The organism is Pseudomonas sp. BNK-7, assembly GCF_048072025.1.
Lineage (GTDB): Bacteria > Pseudomonadota > Gammaproteobacteria > Pseudomonadales > Pseudomonadaceae > Aquipseudomonas > Aquipseudomonas danubii.
This window is the reverse complement of the sequence record NZ_CP182252.1, coordinates 1,929,203-1,943,162: the sequence shown is the minus strand read 5'-3', so window position 1 is coordinate 1,943,162 and position 13,960 is coordinate 1,929,203. Positions and strand designations below refer to the sequence as shown.

General features: G+C 63.8%; 14 protein-coding genes and 1 pseudogene. 7 read left to right on the top strand and 8 right to left on the bottom strand.

The window, feature by feature from the left end; all coding sequences use genetic code 11:
- Window positions 1-16 precede the first annotated feature (16 nt).
- Window positions 17-475, top strand: coding sequence for a hypothetical protein (locus ACMGF8_RS08950; protein WP_102861055.1), 459 nt, complete (start codon window positions 17-19; stop codon window positions 473-475).
- Between the two features lie 42 nt (window positions 476-517).
- Here ACMGF8_RS08950 and ACMGF8_RS08945 read toward each other — a convergent pair whose 3' ends face one another.
- Window positions 518-1,075 carry a pesticin C-terminus-like muramidase gene (locus ACMGF8_RS08945; RefSeq protein ID WP_416759325.1) on the bottom strand — a complete coding sequence of 186 codons (558 nt, stop codon included), beginning with the start codon at window positions 1,073-1,075 and terminating at the stop codon, window positions 518-520.
- A 168-nt stretch (window positions 1,076-1,243) separates the two neighbouring features.
- Here ACMGF8_RS08945 and ACMGF8_RS08940 point away from each other — a divergent pair, with 168 nt between their 5' ends.
- The 3 genes from ACMGF8_RS08940 to ACMGF8_RS08930 all read left to right on the top strand — a co-directional run bounded on the left by ACMGF8_RS08940 (window position 1,244) and on the right by ACMGF8_RS08930 (window position 3,021).
- Complete coding sequence (locus ACMGF8_RS08940) at window positions 1,244-1,627, top strand: transcriptional regulator (protein ID WP_102861053.1); 384 nt, start codon at window positions 1,244-1,246, stop codon at window positions 1,625-1,627.
- Window positions 1,628-1,708: 81 nt separating this feature from the next.
- Window positions 1,709-2,365 (top strand): DUF2589 domain-containing protein, encoded by a 657-nt coding sequence (locus ACMGF8_RS08935; RefSeq protein WP_102861052.1) that lies wholly within the window; start codon window positions 1,709-1,711, stop codon window positions 2,363-2,365.
- 71 nt (window positions 2,366-2,436) lie between these two features.
- Window positions 2,437-3,021, top strand: a complete 585-nt coding sequence (locus ACMGF8_RS08930) for a DUF2589 domain-containing protein (RefSeq protein ID WP_102861051.1) — start codon at window positions 2,437-2,439, stop codon at window positions 3,019-3,021.
- Between the two features lie 38 nt (window positions 3,022-3,059).
- Here ACMGF8_RS08930 and ACMGF8_RS08925 read toward each other — a convergent pair whose 3' ends face one another.
- Window positions 3,060-3,734 (bottom strand): histidine phosphatase family protein, encoded by a 675-nt coding sequence (locus ACMGF8_RS08925; RefSeq protein ID WP_416759322.1) that lies wholly within the window; start codon window positions 3,732-3,734, stop codon window positions 3,060-3,062.
- 358 nt (window positions 3,735-4,092) lie between these two features.
- Here ACMGF8_RS08925 and ACMGF8_RS08920 point away from each other — a divergent pair.
- A pseudogene (locus ACMGF8_RS08920) lies at window positions 4,093-5,106 on the top strand (methyl-accepting chemotaxis protein); the annotation flags it as partial.
- 42 nt (window positions 5,107-5,148) lie between these two features.
- A complete protein-coding gene (locus tag ACMGF8_RS08915; protein ID WP_372342433.1) occupies window positions 5,149-6,012 on the top strand; it encodes a methyl-accepting chemotaxis protein in 864 nt (287 codons plus the stop codon).
- A gap of 73 nt (window positions 6,013-6,085) precedes the next feature.
- On the opposite strand, the gene ACMGF8_RS08910 is transcribed toward ACMGF8_RS08915, so the two are convergent.
- Entirely contained in the window at window positions 6,086-6,523 is a 438-nt protein-coding gene (locus ACMGF8_RS08910; protein WP_115581561.1) for a DUF3077 domain-containing protein, read from the bottom strand.
- A 563-nt stretch (window positions 6,524-7,086) separates the two neighbouring features.
- On the opposite strand from ACMGF8_RS08910, the gene ACMGF8_RS08905 reads away from it, so the two are divergent.
- Window positions 7,087-8,115, top strand: coding sequence for an AraC family transcriptional regulator (locus ACMGF8_RS08905; RefSeq protein ID WP_416759320.1), 1,029 nt, complete (start codon window positions 7,087-7,089; stop codon window positions 8,113-8,115).
- Between the two features lie 6 nt (window positions 8,116-8,121).
- Here ACMGF8_RS08905 and ACMGF8_RS08900 read toward each other — a convergent pair whose 3' ends face one another.
- The 5 genes from ACMGF8_RS08900 to ACMGF8_RS08880 form a co-directional block, all read right to left on the bottom strand.
- The gene (locus ACMGF8_RS08900) at window positions 8,122-8,490 is read right to left on the bottom strand and encodes a glyoxalase superfamily protein (protein ID WP_102861046.1); all 369 of its coding nucleotides are present in this window, start codon (window positions 8,488-8,490) and stop codon (window positions 8,122-8,124) included.
- Window positions 8,491-8,606: 116 nt separating this feature from the next.
- Window positions 8,607-10,073 carry an N-acyl-D-amino-acid deacylase family protein gene (locus ACMGF8_RS08895; protein ID WP_102861045.1) on the bottom strand — a complete coding sequence of 489 codons (1,467 nt, stop codon included), beginning with the start codon at window positions 10,071-10,073 and terminating at the stop codon, window positions 8,607-8,609.
- 1 nt (window position 10,074) lies between these two features.
- A complete protein-coding gene (locus tag ACMGF8_RS08890; RefSeq protein WP_102861044.1) occupies window positions 10,075-10,935 on the bottom strand; it encodes a MurR/RpiR family transcriptional regulator in 861 nt (286 codons plus the stop codon).
- Window positions 10,936-12,285 carry a gluconate:H+ symporter gene (locus ACMGF8_RS08885; RefSeq protein ID WP_102861043.1) on the bottom strand — a complete coding sequence of 450 codons (1,350 nt, stop codon included), beginning with the start codon at window positions 12,283-12,285 and terminating at the stop codon, window positions 10,936-10,938.
- A 215-nt stretch (window positions 12,286-12,500) separates the two neighbouring features.
- The gene (locus ACMGF8_RS08880; RefSeq protein ID WP_416759316.1) at window positions 12,501-13,946 is read right to left on the bottom strand and encodes a SulP family inorganic anion transporter; all 1,446 of its coding nucleotides are present in this window, start codon (window positions 13,944-13,946) and stop codon (window positions 12,501-12,503) included.
- Window positions 13,947-13,960 lie beyond the last annotated feature (14 nt).

Below are 13,960 nucleotides of genomic sequence, written 5' to 3'. Positions count from 1 at the left end.
CAAAAGGAGTTGCCCCATGTTGATTCTGCGTTCACTGATCATCGGCCTGAGCCTGTTGGCCAGCGCCGCCCACGCCCTGGACACCACCAGCACCCCGGCCGAAACCCTGAAGGCCTACGCCGCCACCCTGGGGAGCACCGCCGGCAGCAGCCAATGGCAGCAGCTGTGGAAACGCGCCCGGGACCAGGGCGCTTTCAATACCGCGGGCGAACAACCGCGCTTCACCATCACCCAGGACAAACTGCCGGACATGGCTCGCACCACCTTGAGCAATGCCAGCAGCGTAACCGCGCAAAACACCACCCAGGCGCTGTACCGCCATGAGTTTGCCACGCCCATCGGCCAGGCCCGGGGCAAGTCCCTCAAGGCGCTGTGTCTGTTGGTGGATTGGCGTTCGCTGCCCACTGGCACCCGGCCCGATGACACCAGCCACATGGGCAGTGCGAGCCTGCTGCAAATCATCCCCTGCCCCTGAAACCGACAAACCGCCCAGGCCGTTAGCCTGGGCGGCAACGGCTCATGAAGCGATCTGCGAGCTCAGCAGATCGGCCTCCTTGCGCCGACGAGTGCCGTAGCTGTCGCCAAAATTGCGCAAGTTGGCCAGGGCACTCTTCCAGTCGCGGGCCACCACCTGGGCCCAGAACTTCGGCGTGCGGCTGGCCAGGTCGCCGTACTGAAAGGCCACCGAGGCGATCACGGTCTGCATCGGTGCCGGCAGTTGGGCGAAATCCACCCCGCTGGCCTTGGAGTAGTTCGCCGCCAGGCGATCGACAAAGGGCGCCTTGAACGCCTCATCGATCAGCTCGGCCTCGTCACTGCCGATGCTCAAGGGCTGGCCATCGAGAAACGCCTTGGCCTTGAGCCCCGTCAGGCCCAGGTAGGGCGTCAAGCGCCGCACCAGATCTGCCGGCAGATTGAGCGCCTGCAAATCCTTCACCCCTCGCTGCCCCAGATCGAAGCCCGTGCCCACCGTGACCCCGCTCTTGCTGTTGGCCGCATCGGGCACATAACCGCGGGTCATGGCACCGCCTTCCAGAGCGGCGATAAAACTGAAATCAATCGCATAGCGTGACATGGATATTTCCTCCTCCAGTTGAAGAAAATCCAGTGCATCACCAGCGACCGATACAACATCAGAATGTAATAGTTCCCTTTAATAGGGGGGAAATTTCCCACTGAACAGAGGACGACACACCTCCTTAGGATCGAACCAGCTGTATTCATAATTCCAAGGAGGTACCAAATGGACGTGAAAGACCTCAGTCTTATCGATATTCGCCAGCTACCCCATTCACTCCAGGCCCTCATCGACTGCATCGGCCTGGAAAACGCCTACCGCCTGACACGTGAATACGGCGGCCGTCCCAAGTACATCCCCAAGCACGCCGAGCGCACTTCGCTGGCGCTGATCCTGCCTCCCGATGCTCTCAACGCCCTGATCGAACGCTTCGCCGGACTGGCCCTGGAGATCCCCAAGGCCGACCACTTCTGCCGGCAGATCCGCAACCAGCACATCCAGCTGGAAAGCCTGGGAGGCATCTCCCGTAGCGTCCTGGCGGACAAGTACGGCCTGAGCCTGCGGCAGATCGGCAACATCCGCCGCCTGGAAGCCAACACTCACCGGTAATCGATTCCCGCTGAATCGGCGGCGCGGGCTTGCTTAAGGTGCAAGGGCGCAACTCGCGCATAAACGATAAGGAGATTGACCATGCCAGATATCGACAAGGGCTTGATCGGCGGCGTGATTGCCGCCCTGCCCCTGGACAAGATGATCACCGGTCCGTTGATGGCAATGATCCAGGCGCAGGTCGCCGCGAGCAAAGCTTATGCGGACTTCCTCATGGGTGTGTGTATCCAGAACGGCCAGGCGGTATCGGTGCAGTTCGACTACGACGAAACCCTGGTGGATGACCAGGGCGTCTACAAGGGTACGGTGAAGAAATCGATGCGCATCCCGCTGCTGGCGGCCATCAGTCACCCCAACATCACCATCGAGGAAGGCTCCATCGAGTTCGAGCTGACCATCAGCCAGATGGCCGAGGACACCAGTTCCACTGAAGCCTCCGGCAGTTTCGAGGCGAAGATGGGCTGGGGCCCGTTCAGTGTTTCGGTCAAGGGTGCGGCGAGCCACAAATCCACGCAGACCCGCAAGACCGACACCCGGGCACGCTACGCCATCAGCACCAAGATCGTCCGCCAGGACCCACCGGAAGCCCTGATGCGAGTGATCGACTTCCTCACCGACGCCGCCACCAAACCGGTGATGCTGCCGAGCGCCACCGCCACCGACACCGACAAGCTGCCCACCGCCAACGCGCTGAAAATGCCCGATGCTCCGGCGCAAAACAGCGGCGACAAGCCCTGACAACCACGTTTGACCCACCCGCCCCGCCGCCACGGCGGGGCACTTCAGCCATCGAACAAGGAGCATGATCCATGGCGTTTTTTTCCCGTCGCAAGGAGCCCATGTCCGCCAGCGACCTGAGCCACATCACCCGTGGCATGCACCAGGCCGCCGCCGCGACCCACAACCTGATCGCCCAGCAATACATCAAGTTGTTCGACCAGTTCTTCGACTACAACGTCAACGACCTGGGTACGCCGATGAAGGCCAAGATGGTCGAGGTGGCCCTCAACGAACAGCACATCATCAACGTCCCGTTGATTGCCCTGGTCTCGCCCAAGGGCCTGGCCCTGCACAAGATGACCGTCGACCTGTCGGTGCGCATGCAGGGCACCGAACTGCAGAAGGCCAGCCACGACCTGGAGAATGGCGAACTGCAGAGCGAGAAGTTTTTCGTCACCTTCGGCAGCGGCAAGCGCGAAGGCCAGGAGCGCGACCCGGACGAAGTGCAGATCTGCATGGAGTTTCGCGACTGCGAGCCGCCGGAGGCGATCCAGCGCCTGATCGAGGAGTTCACCAATCTGATCAGTCCACAGCGGATCAATGAAGGTCCTGCGCCCGGCGCGCTGGCTCCCGCGGCGCCCCCTCCCGCCGATCCGGACCTGCTGGCCCCCTGAGCCTGATCACCGGCCGCGACGGCCGGCCCCGGGGGCCGTCAGGGCTTGAGGTTTAGCGAACGCCAGTCATTGGCCTCGATCATCCCGAGCATCTTCGGCGCCCCGTTGAGGGTATCGGTAGACACAAACAGCGAGGCGCCGTAACCCAGGGTCGGGGTCGACAGTTTCAGTTCCTGCTCCAGTTGGTCCATGCATTCACTGTGGGTCACCAGCACCAGATTGCGGCCAGCGACCTTATGCGCCAGCACGTCGCGCAGCAGGCCGTTCTTGCAGTTGTACAGCCAGTCATCGCCACTGCTGACCTTGCTGAACATATAGCCGGCCGTCTGCGCGGTGCGGGTCAGGGGGCTGTTATAGAGGTCGGTGCGTTCCAGGCCCAACTGCTCGAACTGCGCGCCAATGCTCACCGCCACCTCCCGCGCTCGATCGGTAATGCCATCGGCGGGCCCGAGACAGGTGGCACTGGAGCGATCGCAGCGCTCCACGTGACGCACCAGGACAATCATGTCGCCCTTGGCCCAACTGCGGGTCAAGGCCCTGATCCCGGCCACGTTGCCGTGGGCCAGGTCCGGCACCGCCGCCGGCTTGAGCAGGTACAGACTCAAGGGGAGCAGCAGCACCACGCCCAGCAGCGCCAGTGCGTTCTTGTAACGGACCAGGGAACGCCTAAAGGGCGGACGCTTGGCCACCGCCAGCACGAGTCTTGTAGCCACAGTCCTGCCGCCCTATGAGAGTGATCCGGGGTTTTGAGCAGCGCGTAGCGAGGCTACAGAACCCGGATGACCATTGAGCGCGGCCGGGCACGCTGGCAGCAACCGGACCGACTCTAGGGCGCACGCCGTGGGGGAGCGGTGAAATCAATGTGAAAAAAAGCTCAACGCACGGGTGGTTCATCCCGCAAAATAACCGTCCATCGCCGAAAACATTGTCTTGGGACAATGCGGACGAAATCGTTTCAGCTATGGCACATCCCGCCGATACACCCCCTACAAAACACCTTGCTGGTCACCAACAACAACAATCTTCCAGCCAACTCAAGATCAAGAAGAGCTACGTTCCTGGAGGAATTCAATGAGTAGTTGGTTTGCCAACATCAGCGTCAACCTTAAGCTGGGCCTGGGTTTCGGCCTGGTTCTGGCCCTCACCGGCATCCTGGCACTGACCGGCTGGACCAGTCTGGGCAACCTGATCGACCGCAGTAACTGGATGAGCGACATCACCCAGCTCAACAGCGGCCTGACCAAACTGCGGGTCACCCGTCTGCAGTACATGCTGGCCAACGGCGACGAAACCGCCGCCCAGGGCGTGCAGAAGACCCTGGATGATTTCAGCGCCCAGCAGAAAAAACTCCTGGCCACGTTCCAGAGCCCGGAAAACATCAAGCTCCTGCAAGGTCTGGGCGCCACCATCAGCGCTTATCAGGACTCGCTGAACAAGATGCGCAATGCCTACCGCACCGGCGACGCTGCGCGCCTGGCGATGAACCAGAACGCCGAACGCGCCAATGACCTGATCAATGGCATCAACACCTGGGTCAAGCAACTGCCCCTGAGCGACGCGCGCTTCGAACAGTTCCAGGCCATCACCCAGGCCAAGGAAGCCTTCCAACTGGCGCGCTATGAAGTGCGCGGCTACGTCACCACCAACAACCCGGACACCGAACAGAAAGCCGTCACCCAGCTCAACGCGGCCATTGCCGAAATGGATCAGCTCAAGAGCCATTTCAGCAGCACCCAGCGTGATGCCCTGCAACAGCTGGAAACCGCACTGAGCGGCTACCGCAGCTCGCTGCAGGCCTTCAAGGTCGCCTTCACCGACGCCGTGCAGGCGCGCAAGGAAATGACCGAACAGGGCGCCGACATCGTCAGCCGCAGCGACGCCCTGTACCAGATCCAGCTGGAGCGCCGCGACATCGAAAGCGCCCAGGCCCGCAGCCTGCAATTGATCAGCACCCTGCTGGCCCTGCTGGTGGGCGTACTGGCTGCCGTGATCATCACCCGGCAGATCACCCGTCCGCTGCGGGAAACCCTGGCCGTGGTCGAGCGCATCGCTTCGGGCGATCTCACCGAAAACCTGCGGGTCACCCGTCGCGATGAACTGGGCGTGCTGCAACAAGGCATCGTGCGCATGGGCGTGACCCTGCGCGAACTGATCGGTGGCATCCGCGACGGCGTGACCCAGATCGCCAGCGCCGCCGAAGAACTGTCCGCCGTGACCGAAGAAACCAGCGCCGGGGTCAACAGCCAGAAGGTCGAGACCGACCAGGTGGCCACCGCCATGCACGAGATGACCGCCACCGTGCAGGAAGTCGCGCGCAATGCCGAAGAAGCTTCCCAGGCCGCAGCCGCCGCCGACGGCGAAGCCCGCGAAGGCGACAAAGTGGTGGCCCAGGCCATCGAGCAGATCGAGCGCCTGGCCAGCGAAGTGGTGCGTTCCACCGACGCCATGACCGTGCTGCAACAGGAAAGCGACAAGATCGGCAGCGTCATGGACGTGATCAAGGCCGTGGCCGAACAGACCAACCTGCTGGCGCTGAACGCCGCCATCGAAGCCGCCCGTGCCGGTGAAGCCGGGCGTGGTTTTGCCGTGGTCGCCGACGAAGTGCGGGCCCTGGCCCAGCGCACCCAGAAGTCCACCGAAGAGATCGAGGAACTGGTGGCCGGCCTGCAGAACGGCACCCAGCAAGTGGCCACGGTGATGAACAACAGCCGCAGCCTGACCGACAGCAGCGTCGAGCTGACCCGCAAGGCCGGTGCCTCGCTGGAAAGCATCACCCGCACCGTGTCCAACATCCAATCGATGAACCAGCAGATCGCCGCCGCGGCCGAGCAGCAGAGCGCCGTGGCCGAAGAGATCAGCCGCAGCATCATCAACGTGCGCGACGTGTCCGAACAGACCGCCGCCGCCAGCGATGAAACCGCCGCCTCCAGTGTTGAACTGGCGCGCCTGGGCGGCCAGTTGCAGATGATGGTCAGCCACTTCCGCGTCTGATTCGCGGCGCGCCCTTCGGTTCTGTAGCCACTGCCGCAGGCTGCGACAAGGACCGAAGGGCCTTCCTAGGCCCTCAAGAGCGGCGTCCCCTTCGGGGCCGTTCGCAGCCTGCGGCAGCGGCTACAGAGGGTTGTTCGGCACCGTCGAGCAGCGCATCCACCACCGCCCGCGCCATCTCCACCGAATGAATCATCGACCAGATCAGCCCACGCTCGATGCCGCTGGCGCTGGTGATTTCGTCGGCCGTCTCTTCGGCGCACTTGAGCAGCAATGAAACGTGCAGCAGCGCCTCTTCGGCATTGACCCCTTCACATACCGCAAACAGCGGACGGCCCTCGCCATCCCGACAACCAAAGCGGGTGCTGCCAGTGGCAGTGAAGTGCTCATGCAAAGGGGGCGAAAGCGCGGTGTTTTGCAGCGCCTGTAGCAAGGTCTTGTTGGGTTCTTCCAGCGCAGTGATCAACTCACGACTGGGTTGCAGAACGGGTGGATCGGGAACGATCTTCTTCACGGCAAAACTCCTGGAGAAGTTGAACCGCCACGCATCGCTACCAAACGATCAAGGTGGCGGCCATACGCAGGTTGGTAGACCGGGACTCCAGGAAACCCAGCGCACACGAGGTGCCCTGCGCACAGCCGCCATAACACGTCGACAGATTAAGGCCTGTCGAAAGTCAGCGGCGCTTGTGCCTGAAGTGATGCGGGCTACCAAACCCGATCGCTGAAATGCAGCGACGGCCGAAGACTAGCCCTGGACATTCGATAGGCACAAGCCATGCAAACAGTTGAAATGTAACGGGTGGATTCTCGCGGAAATGCCCTACAAATCAAAGCGAAAATCCGCCATCAGAGGCAAACTTTATCGCATCCCTGTAGCCGCTGCCGCAGGCTGCGACAAGGCCCGCAGGGCCTTCAGAGGCCCTCAAGGGCGGCGTCCCCTTCGGGGCCGTTCGCAGCCTGCGGCAGCGGCTACAAGAAGCGGGGGCGCCGGCCATTTACAGCACTTGGGGTTTGCCCTTACCTTTCCCGGTCTGCGTCCTGCTGTCCGAAGGATCTGTCACCAGGAATATCTCGATGCCCAGCCTCGGTTTTACCTCGGTCCCACCCTTGCTCAAATATCTGCTCTATGCCGAGCAATTGGGTATTGCCACGGCGCCGGCGCTGGCGGCGGCGGGGCTTGAAGCCGCGCAGTTGAACGACACCAGCCTGCGCCTGCCGGTGGAGGTGCATGAGCGGTTGCTCGACTACTTCTGCCAGCACTCCGGCGATCCGCTGTTCGGGCTCAATTCGGCGCGCTTCGTCAAACCCAGCTCCTGGAACGTGCTGGGCTACATCACCATGAACTGCGCGACCCTGGGCGAAGCCATGGGCCGCATCATGCCGTTCGAAAAACTGGTGGGGGACATGGGCACCAGCCGGGCCGAGGTGGCGGGCGATCAGGTGCGGTTGATCTGGAGCTGTCGTCATCGGCGCCCGGACATTCGCCGGCATCTGGTGGAAAACGTCCTGGCCTCCTGGCTGCTGTATGCGCGCTGGATCGCCGACTCGCAGCTCTCCCCCACTGCGGTGTGGTTCGAGCATTCGCGGCCGGAGTCGGCCGAGGTGACGCAGTACGAGGCCCTGTTCGGCTGCCCGGTGCTGTTCGGGCAAGCCTGCTCGGCCCTGGTAGCACCGCTGCACTACCTGCAGTTGCCCTTGCGCCAGGCCGATGCGCGGCTGCTCAAGACCCTGGAGGATCACGCCCAGGCGATGATGGCCTCGTTGGCCGATGCGCCCCTGGCGTTGCAGGTGCAGAACGTGTTGCGCCAGTTGCTCAAGGACGGTCTGCCGCGCAAGGAGCAGGTGGCGGAGCAGTTGCAGATGTCCGAACGCACGCTGCAGCGCCAGCTGCAACAGGCCGGCACGTCCTACCAACAGATTCTCGATGACTTGCGCCAGGAGCTGGCCGAGCACTATCTGTGCCACAGCGAGCTGTCGATCCAGGGGATCGCCGATTGCCTGGGCTTTACCGAATCCCGTTCATTTCACCGCAGCTTCAAGAGCCGCACCGGGTTGACCCCGGGACAGTTTCGTCAGACCGCGCTAAGCGCCGGCAAGGCCTGAGCCCGCTCAGACGCTGATGGCGTTGGTGAACACCAGCCGATTGCCAAACGGATCGCTGATGGCCATGTCCTGGCTGCCCCAGGGCATGGCCTGGATCTGCGGATGGGAAAAACGGTACTGCTTGGCCAGCAATTGCTGCTGGAAGGCTTCCAGTTCATCGGTCTCGATCCGCAGCGCCGCGCCCGGGGTGCAATCGCCGTGATGCTCGGACAGGTGCAGCACGCAATCGCCCCGGGACACCTGCATGTACAGCGGGAAGTTGTCCTCGAAGCGGTGCTGCCAATCGAGGTTGAACCCCAGGAAGTCCAGGTAAAACTCCCGGGCCTTGGCTTCATCGAAGATCCGCAGGATAGGGGTGGTTTTGCCAAAGCTCATTGCATGACTCCCTGACTGAAATAGGCCGACTCTACAGGCGGCGATTCCCAGCACTTCGGCGCCGCGCCAGGATTCTTTAATGGCACAGCGCCATCACTGTGACGAAGATCATAGAATCAGACTGCGAATGTGAAGCCCCGGCGCAAATCCCCCTCCCTCGCTAAGAAACGTCCCGAGCGCTGACCGTTGGCCTGGCCCTCGGCGTAGCTGCGCACGCCATTGACCCAGACCCCGTCGATCCCTTGCGCGGCTTGCTGCGGGTGCTTGAAATCGGCCACGTCGCGCACCCGCGCCGGGTCGAACAGCACCAGGTCGGCCCAATGCCCCTCGCGGATTTCGCCGCGCTGGTGCAGGCCGAATCGCGCCGCCGAAAGCCCGGTCATCTTGTGCACCGCGGTGTGCAGCGGGAACAGGCCCAGGTCGCGGCTGAAGTGGCCCAGTACCCGAGGGAAGGCCCCCCACAACCGTGGATGAGGGAAGGGATCTTCCGGCAGGCCATCGGAGCCGATCATCGACAGCGGATGGGCGAGGATGCGCCGCACGTCGCTTTCATCCATGCCGTAGTACACCGCCCCCGCCGGTTGCAGGCGCTCGGCGGCGACCAGCAGGCTGACGCCCCACTCGTCGGCAATCTCGTTCAGATCACGACCGCCCTGTTCGGGGTGCGGCGTGGACCAGGTGATGGTGATGCGGTACGCATCGGTGACCTGCTTGAGATCCAGGGTCGAAGAGCTGGCGGCGTAGGGATAACAATCGCAGCCCACCGGATGATCCTGGGCCGCCTGTTCCAGGGCCGCCAGCAGTTGCGGGCTGCGTCCCCAGTTGCCGGCCCCGGCGCATTTGAGGTGGGAGACGATCACCGGCGCCCGGGCCGCGCGACCGATCAGGAAGGCTTCGTCCATGGCCTCCAGCACCGGCTCGAACTCGCTGCGCAGGTGGGTGGTGTACACCGCCCCGAACGCCGTCAGTTCCTGGGCCAGTTGCAGCACTTCATCGGTCTCGGCGCAAAACGCGCTGGCATAGGCCAGCCCGCTGGACAGGCCGAGGGCGCCGTCCTCCAGGCTTTCGCGCAGTTGCTCGCGCATGGCCGCGATTTCGCCTGCGCTGGCGGTGCGATGCAGGTCCGAAAGGTGGTTGCTGCGCAGCGCCGTGTGCCCCACCAGGGCCGCGACGTTCACCGCCGGGCGCGCCTCATCCACCGCCGCGCGATAGTCGCGAAAGTGCGGATAGACAAACATCGAGCGCTCGCCCAGCAGGTTCATCGGGTCCGGCGGATCGCCCTTGAGGCTCACCGGCGCAGCGCTGATCCCGCAGTTGCCGACGATCACCGTGGTCACGCCCTGGCTGAGCTTGGGCAGCATCTGCGGCTGGCGGATCACCACGGTGTCGTCGTGGGTGTGCACATCGATGAAGCCCGGAGCCAGGACCCGGCCGCCGGCATCGATCTCGTGCTCGGCGGTGGCCGCGGACAGGTCGCCGATGCGCTGGATGCGACCGTCGCCGATCGCCAGGTCGGCGGGATAGCCCGGGCGGTCGCTGCCGTCGATGATCAGGGCGTTGCGAATCAGCGTGTCGTAGCGCATGTCAGTCTCCCAGGGGCAGGCAGTCGTCGCCGCCCCGGTAATGGTCCAGGGCCAGCTTGATTCGCCGCAGGCGTTCCTGGCTGTCATCGGGCAGGGCCAGGGCCAGCTCGGTGGCCAGCACATCAATGGCCAGCAGCATGCCGTAGCGGGCCGCGGTGGGTTTGTAGATGAACGAGGTTTCGGCGCTGTGCAGAGGCAGCACCACGTCCGCCAGTTGCGCCAGGGGTGACTCGGGCAGGGTGATGGCGAGGATGCCGGCACCGTAGTTGCGGGCCAGGGCCACCGCGTCCAGCAATTCGGGGGTGATGCCGGTCAGGGAACAGGCGATCACCGCGTGTTGCGGCCCCAGGGCGGCGGCGGTCACCCGCATCATCACCGGGTCGTGGCAGGCGGCGATGGGGTAGCCCAGGCGCACCAGGCGCACCTGCAGTTCATCGCTGCACAGCGTCGAGCAGCCGCCCATGCCGAAGGCGTGGATCATCCGTGCGCGCCCCAGCAAGCGCACCGCATCGGCAAACTGCGTTTCCTCGAAACCGGCCAGGTGCTGATGCAGCGCAGACTCGATATCGCCCAGGATCTGCCGGTAGAAACCGGACTGTTCGGGCGCCCCGGCCGGGTCGAGAAAGCGGCTACCGACACCGCTGGCCTGGGCCAGTTGCAAGCGCAGTTGGCGCAAATCGCGGCAACCGACGCTGCGGGCAAAGCGCGACAGGGTGGCGGCGCTGACTTCGGCGCGCTGGGCCAGTTCGTCGAGGCTGGCGGAGGCGGCAAAGCCCACGTCGTCGAGCAGCAAGCGGGCGATCCGCCCTTCCCCGGCGCTGAAGTCATCCAGGCGCGAACGGATCTGATAAAGAATGTCCATCTACAACAGCTCCGCGAGTCCCAGGGTCAGGCCGAAGGCGATCAGCGAAATCAGCGTCTCCAGCACGGTCCAGGTCTTGAAGGTTTGAATGACGGTCATATTGAAGTATTCCTTCACCAGCCAGAAGCCACCGTCGTTGACGTGGGACAGAATCACCGAACCGGCCCCGGTGGCAATCACCAGCAGTTCCGGGTGGGGATACCCCAGGCCGACGGCCACCGGTGCCACCACCCCGGAAGCGGTGGTCAGGGCCACGGTGGCGGAACCGGTGGCGACCCGCATCAACACCGCAAACAACCAGCCCATCCACAGCGGCGACAGCTGGAATTCATGGGCCAGGCCGACGATCTGCTCGGTGACCCCGGAGTCGATCAGAATCCGGTTCAGGCCACCACCGGCCCCCACCAGCAAGGTGATGCTGGCCGTGGGCGCCAGGCACTCGTTGGTGAACTTGAGGATCGATTCACGGTTGATGCCCTGGGCCAGCCCCAGGGTCCAGAAACTCACCAGGGTGGCCACCAACAGGGCGATCACCGAGTTGCCGATAAACAGCAGGAACTGATTGAGCCCGGTGCCCGGCTCGGCCAGCAGGTTGGCCCAGCCGCCGATCAGCATCAGCACCACCGGCAGCAGGATGGTGAACATGGTCAGGCCAAAGCTGGGCAGGCGCGCCCGGGGTTCGCGGGCAATGAACTGACGCTCCAGGGGGTTCTCGGCCGGCAGATGAATGTGCGGCACGATAAACCGGGCATACACCGGACCGGCGATGATCGCCGTGGGCACGCCGATCAGGATCGCGTACAGCAGGGTCTGCCCCACCGACGCCTGATAGGCCTGCACCGCCAGCATCGCCCCCGGGTGCGGCGGCACCAGAGCGTGGACCACCGACAGCCCGGCGACCATGGGCAGGCCCACCATCAGCAGCGACACCCCCACCCGCCGCGCCACGGTGAAAGCAATGGGGATGAGCAGTACAAAACCCACTTCGAAAAACAGCGGCAGCCCCACCAGAAAGGCGATACAGACCATGGCCCAATGGGCGTTGCGCTCGCCGAAGCGGTCGATCAAGGTCCGCGCCACTTGTTCGGCGCCGCCGGATTCGGCCATCAGCTTGCCGAGCATGGTGCCCAGGGCCACCACCAGGGCGATATGGCCCAGGGTCTTGCCGACCCCGGCTTCATAGGCACCCACCACGCCGGACGGCGGCATGCCGGCCATCAGCGCCAGGCCGACGGACACCAGGGTGATGACGATAAAGGGATTGAGTCGGTAGCGGGCGATCAACACGATCAACGCAATGATGGCGACTGCGGCGTAGCCCAGCAGCCAATAACCCGTTGCGGGAGCCATGGTGTTCTCCTTGAAAACAGCGTCACTTTCGAATGGTTGTGAAACTCTTTAATCACTTAAGGAGTTTTGTTTCAAACCAAGTGAAACTAATTTTCGTAAAGAGGCAGGCCTTGTCGCGAACAGCTATGCAAAAGCGCGAGGGATGAAAATCGGTAGTGGCTATTTTCATCCCCGCGCATTGAAAAACGGGCGAGCGCTGCCACTCGCCCCGGGCTTCAGTCGTGTTGCACCCGGGCTCGTTTCAGCAGCTTCTTGCAACGCTCCGACAGGTGCAGCACCCGCAGTTGCTTGCCGGCCTTGGCATAGCGCTCGCGCAAGGTTTTCAGGGCGGCGATGGCCGAGTAGTCGACAAAGCTCAGGTGGCGACAGTCGACGGTGACATGCTGTGGATCACCCGCCGGGTCGAACTGATTGAGAAACGGCGTGGTGGAAGCAAAGAACAAAGTGCCGTGCAACTGATAGCGCTTGCTGCCGTCGGCCTCCAGGTGAGTGTCGGCGTACAGCTCCCGGGCCTGCTGCCAGGCAAAGTTCAGCGCCGCGATCACAATGCCGCAGAACACTGCTATGGCCAGGTCGGTGAACACCGTGATCACGCTCACGGCGAGGATCACCAGCACATCGTTCATCGGCACCTTGTTGATCACCCGCAACGAGGCCCAGGCAAAGGTCTGCTGCGACACCACGAACATCACCCCTACCAGGGCCGCCAGGGGAATGCGCTCGATCAGCGGCGACAGGAACAGCACGAACAGCAGGATCAGCCCCCCGGCCACCACCCCGGACAAGCGCCCGCGGCCACCGGAGCTGAGGTTGATCACGGTCTGGCCGATCATCGCGCAGCCGCCCATGCCGCCGAACAGGCCCGAAACCACATTGGCCGCGCCCAGGGCCACGCATTCGCGGTCCGGGTAGCCACGGCTCTCGGTGATTTCGTCGGTGAGGTTCAGGGTCAGCAGGGTTTCCAGCAGGCCGACCATGGCCATCAGCAACGCGTAGGGCGCGATGATGCCCAGGGTATCCAGGTTCCACGGCACCTGGGGCAGCGCCAGGCTCGGCAGACCGCCGGCGATGTGGGCCATGTCCCCCAGGGTGCGGGTCGGCAGGCCCAGCAGGTACACCAATGCGCCGACGCCGAGGATCGCCACCAGGGCCGGTGGCACAGCCCGAGTCAGGCGTGGCAGCAGGTAGACAATGGCCATGGTCAGCGCCACCAGCCCGGCCATCAGGTACAGCGCCTGGCCGCTGAGCCAGTGTTCACCGCTCTTGAAATGCTCCAGCTGGGCCAGGGCAATGACGATTGCCAGGCCGTTGACGAACCCCAGCATCACCGGGTGCGGCACCATGCGCACCAACTTGCCCAGGCGCAGCAGGCCAAAGGCGACCATGACCAGCCCGCCCAGCAACACAGTGGCCAGCAGGTACTGCACCCCGTGCTGCACCACCAGGGCGACGATCACCACCGCCATGGAACCGGCAGCGCCGGAAACCATGCCCGGCCGACCACCGAACAGCGCGGTCAGGGTGCAGATGAAGAAGGCGCCGTACAGGCCCATCAACGGGTTGAGATGGGCCACCAGGGCGAAGGCGATGCATTCGGGGAGCAAGGCGAAGGAGGTAGTGAGTCCGGCCAGGACATCGGCGCGCAGACGTTTTGCTTTCATGGTTGACCTGATCG

Bases quoted from the DNA above. Each gene is read 5' to 3' on its own strand.
- ACMGF8_RS08950 (WP_102861055.1), top strand. From the start codon at position 17: ATGTTGATTCTGCGTTCACTGATCATCGGCCTGAGCCTGTTGGCCAGC.
- ACMGF8_RS08945 (WP_416759325.1), bottom strand. From the start codon at position 1,075: ATGTCACGCTATGCGATTGATTTCAGTTTTATCGCCGCTCTGGAAGGC.
- ACMGF8_RS08940 (WP_102861053.1), top strand. From the start codon at position 1,244: ATGGACGTGAAAGACCTCAGTCTTATCGATATTCGCCAGCTACCCCAT.
- ACMGF8_RS08935 (WP_102861052.1), top strand. From the start codon at position 1,709: ATGCCAGATATCGACAAGGGCTTGATCGGCGGCGTGATTGCCGCCCTG.
- ACMGF8_RS08930 (WP_102861051.1), top strand. From the start codon at position 2,437: ATGGCGTTTTTTTCCCGTCGCAAGGAGCCCATGTCCGCCAGCGACCTG.
- ACMGF8_RS08915 (WP_372342433.1), top strand. From the start codon at position 5,149: ATGGGCGTGACCCTGCGCGAACTGATCGGTGGCATCCGCGACGGCGTG.
- ACMGF8_RS08905 (WP_416759320.1), top strand. From the start codon at position 7,087: ATGCCCAGCCTCGGTTTTACCTCGGTCCCACCCTTGCTCAAATATCTG.
- ACMGF8_RS08900 (WP_102861046.1), bottom strand. From the start codon at position 8,490: ATGAGCTTTGGCAAAACCACCCCTATCCTGCGGATCTTCGATGAAGCC.
- ACMGF8_RS08895 (WP_102861045.1), bottom strand. From the start codon at position 10,073: ATGCGCTACGACACGCTGATTCGCAACGCCCTGATCATCGACGGCAGC.
- ACMGF8_RS08890 (WP_102861044.1), bottom strand. From the start codon at position 10,935: ATGGACATTCTTTATCAGATCCGTTCGCGCCTGGATGACTTCAGCGCC.
- ACMGF8_RS08885 (WP_102861043.1), bottom strand. From the start codon at position 12,285: ATGGCTCCCGCAACGGGTTATTGGCTGCTGGGCTACGCCGCAGTCGCC.
- ACMGF8_RS08880 (WP_416759316.1), bottom strand. From the start codon at position 13,946: ATGAAAGCAAAACGTCTGCGCGCCGATGTCCTGGCCGGACTCACTACC.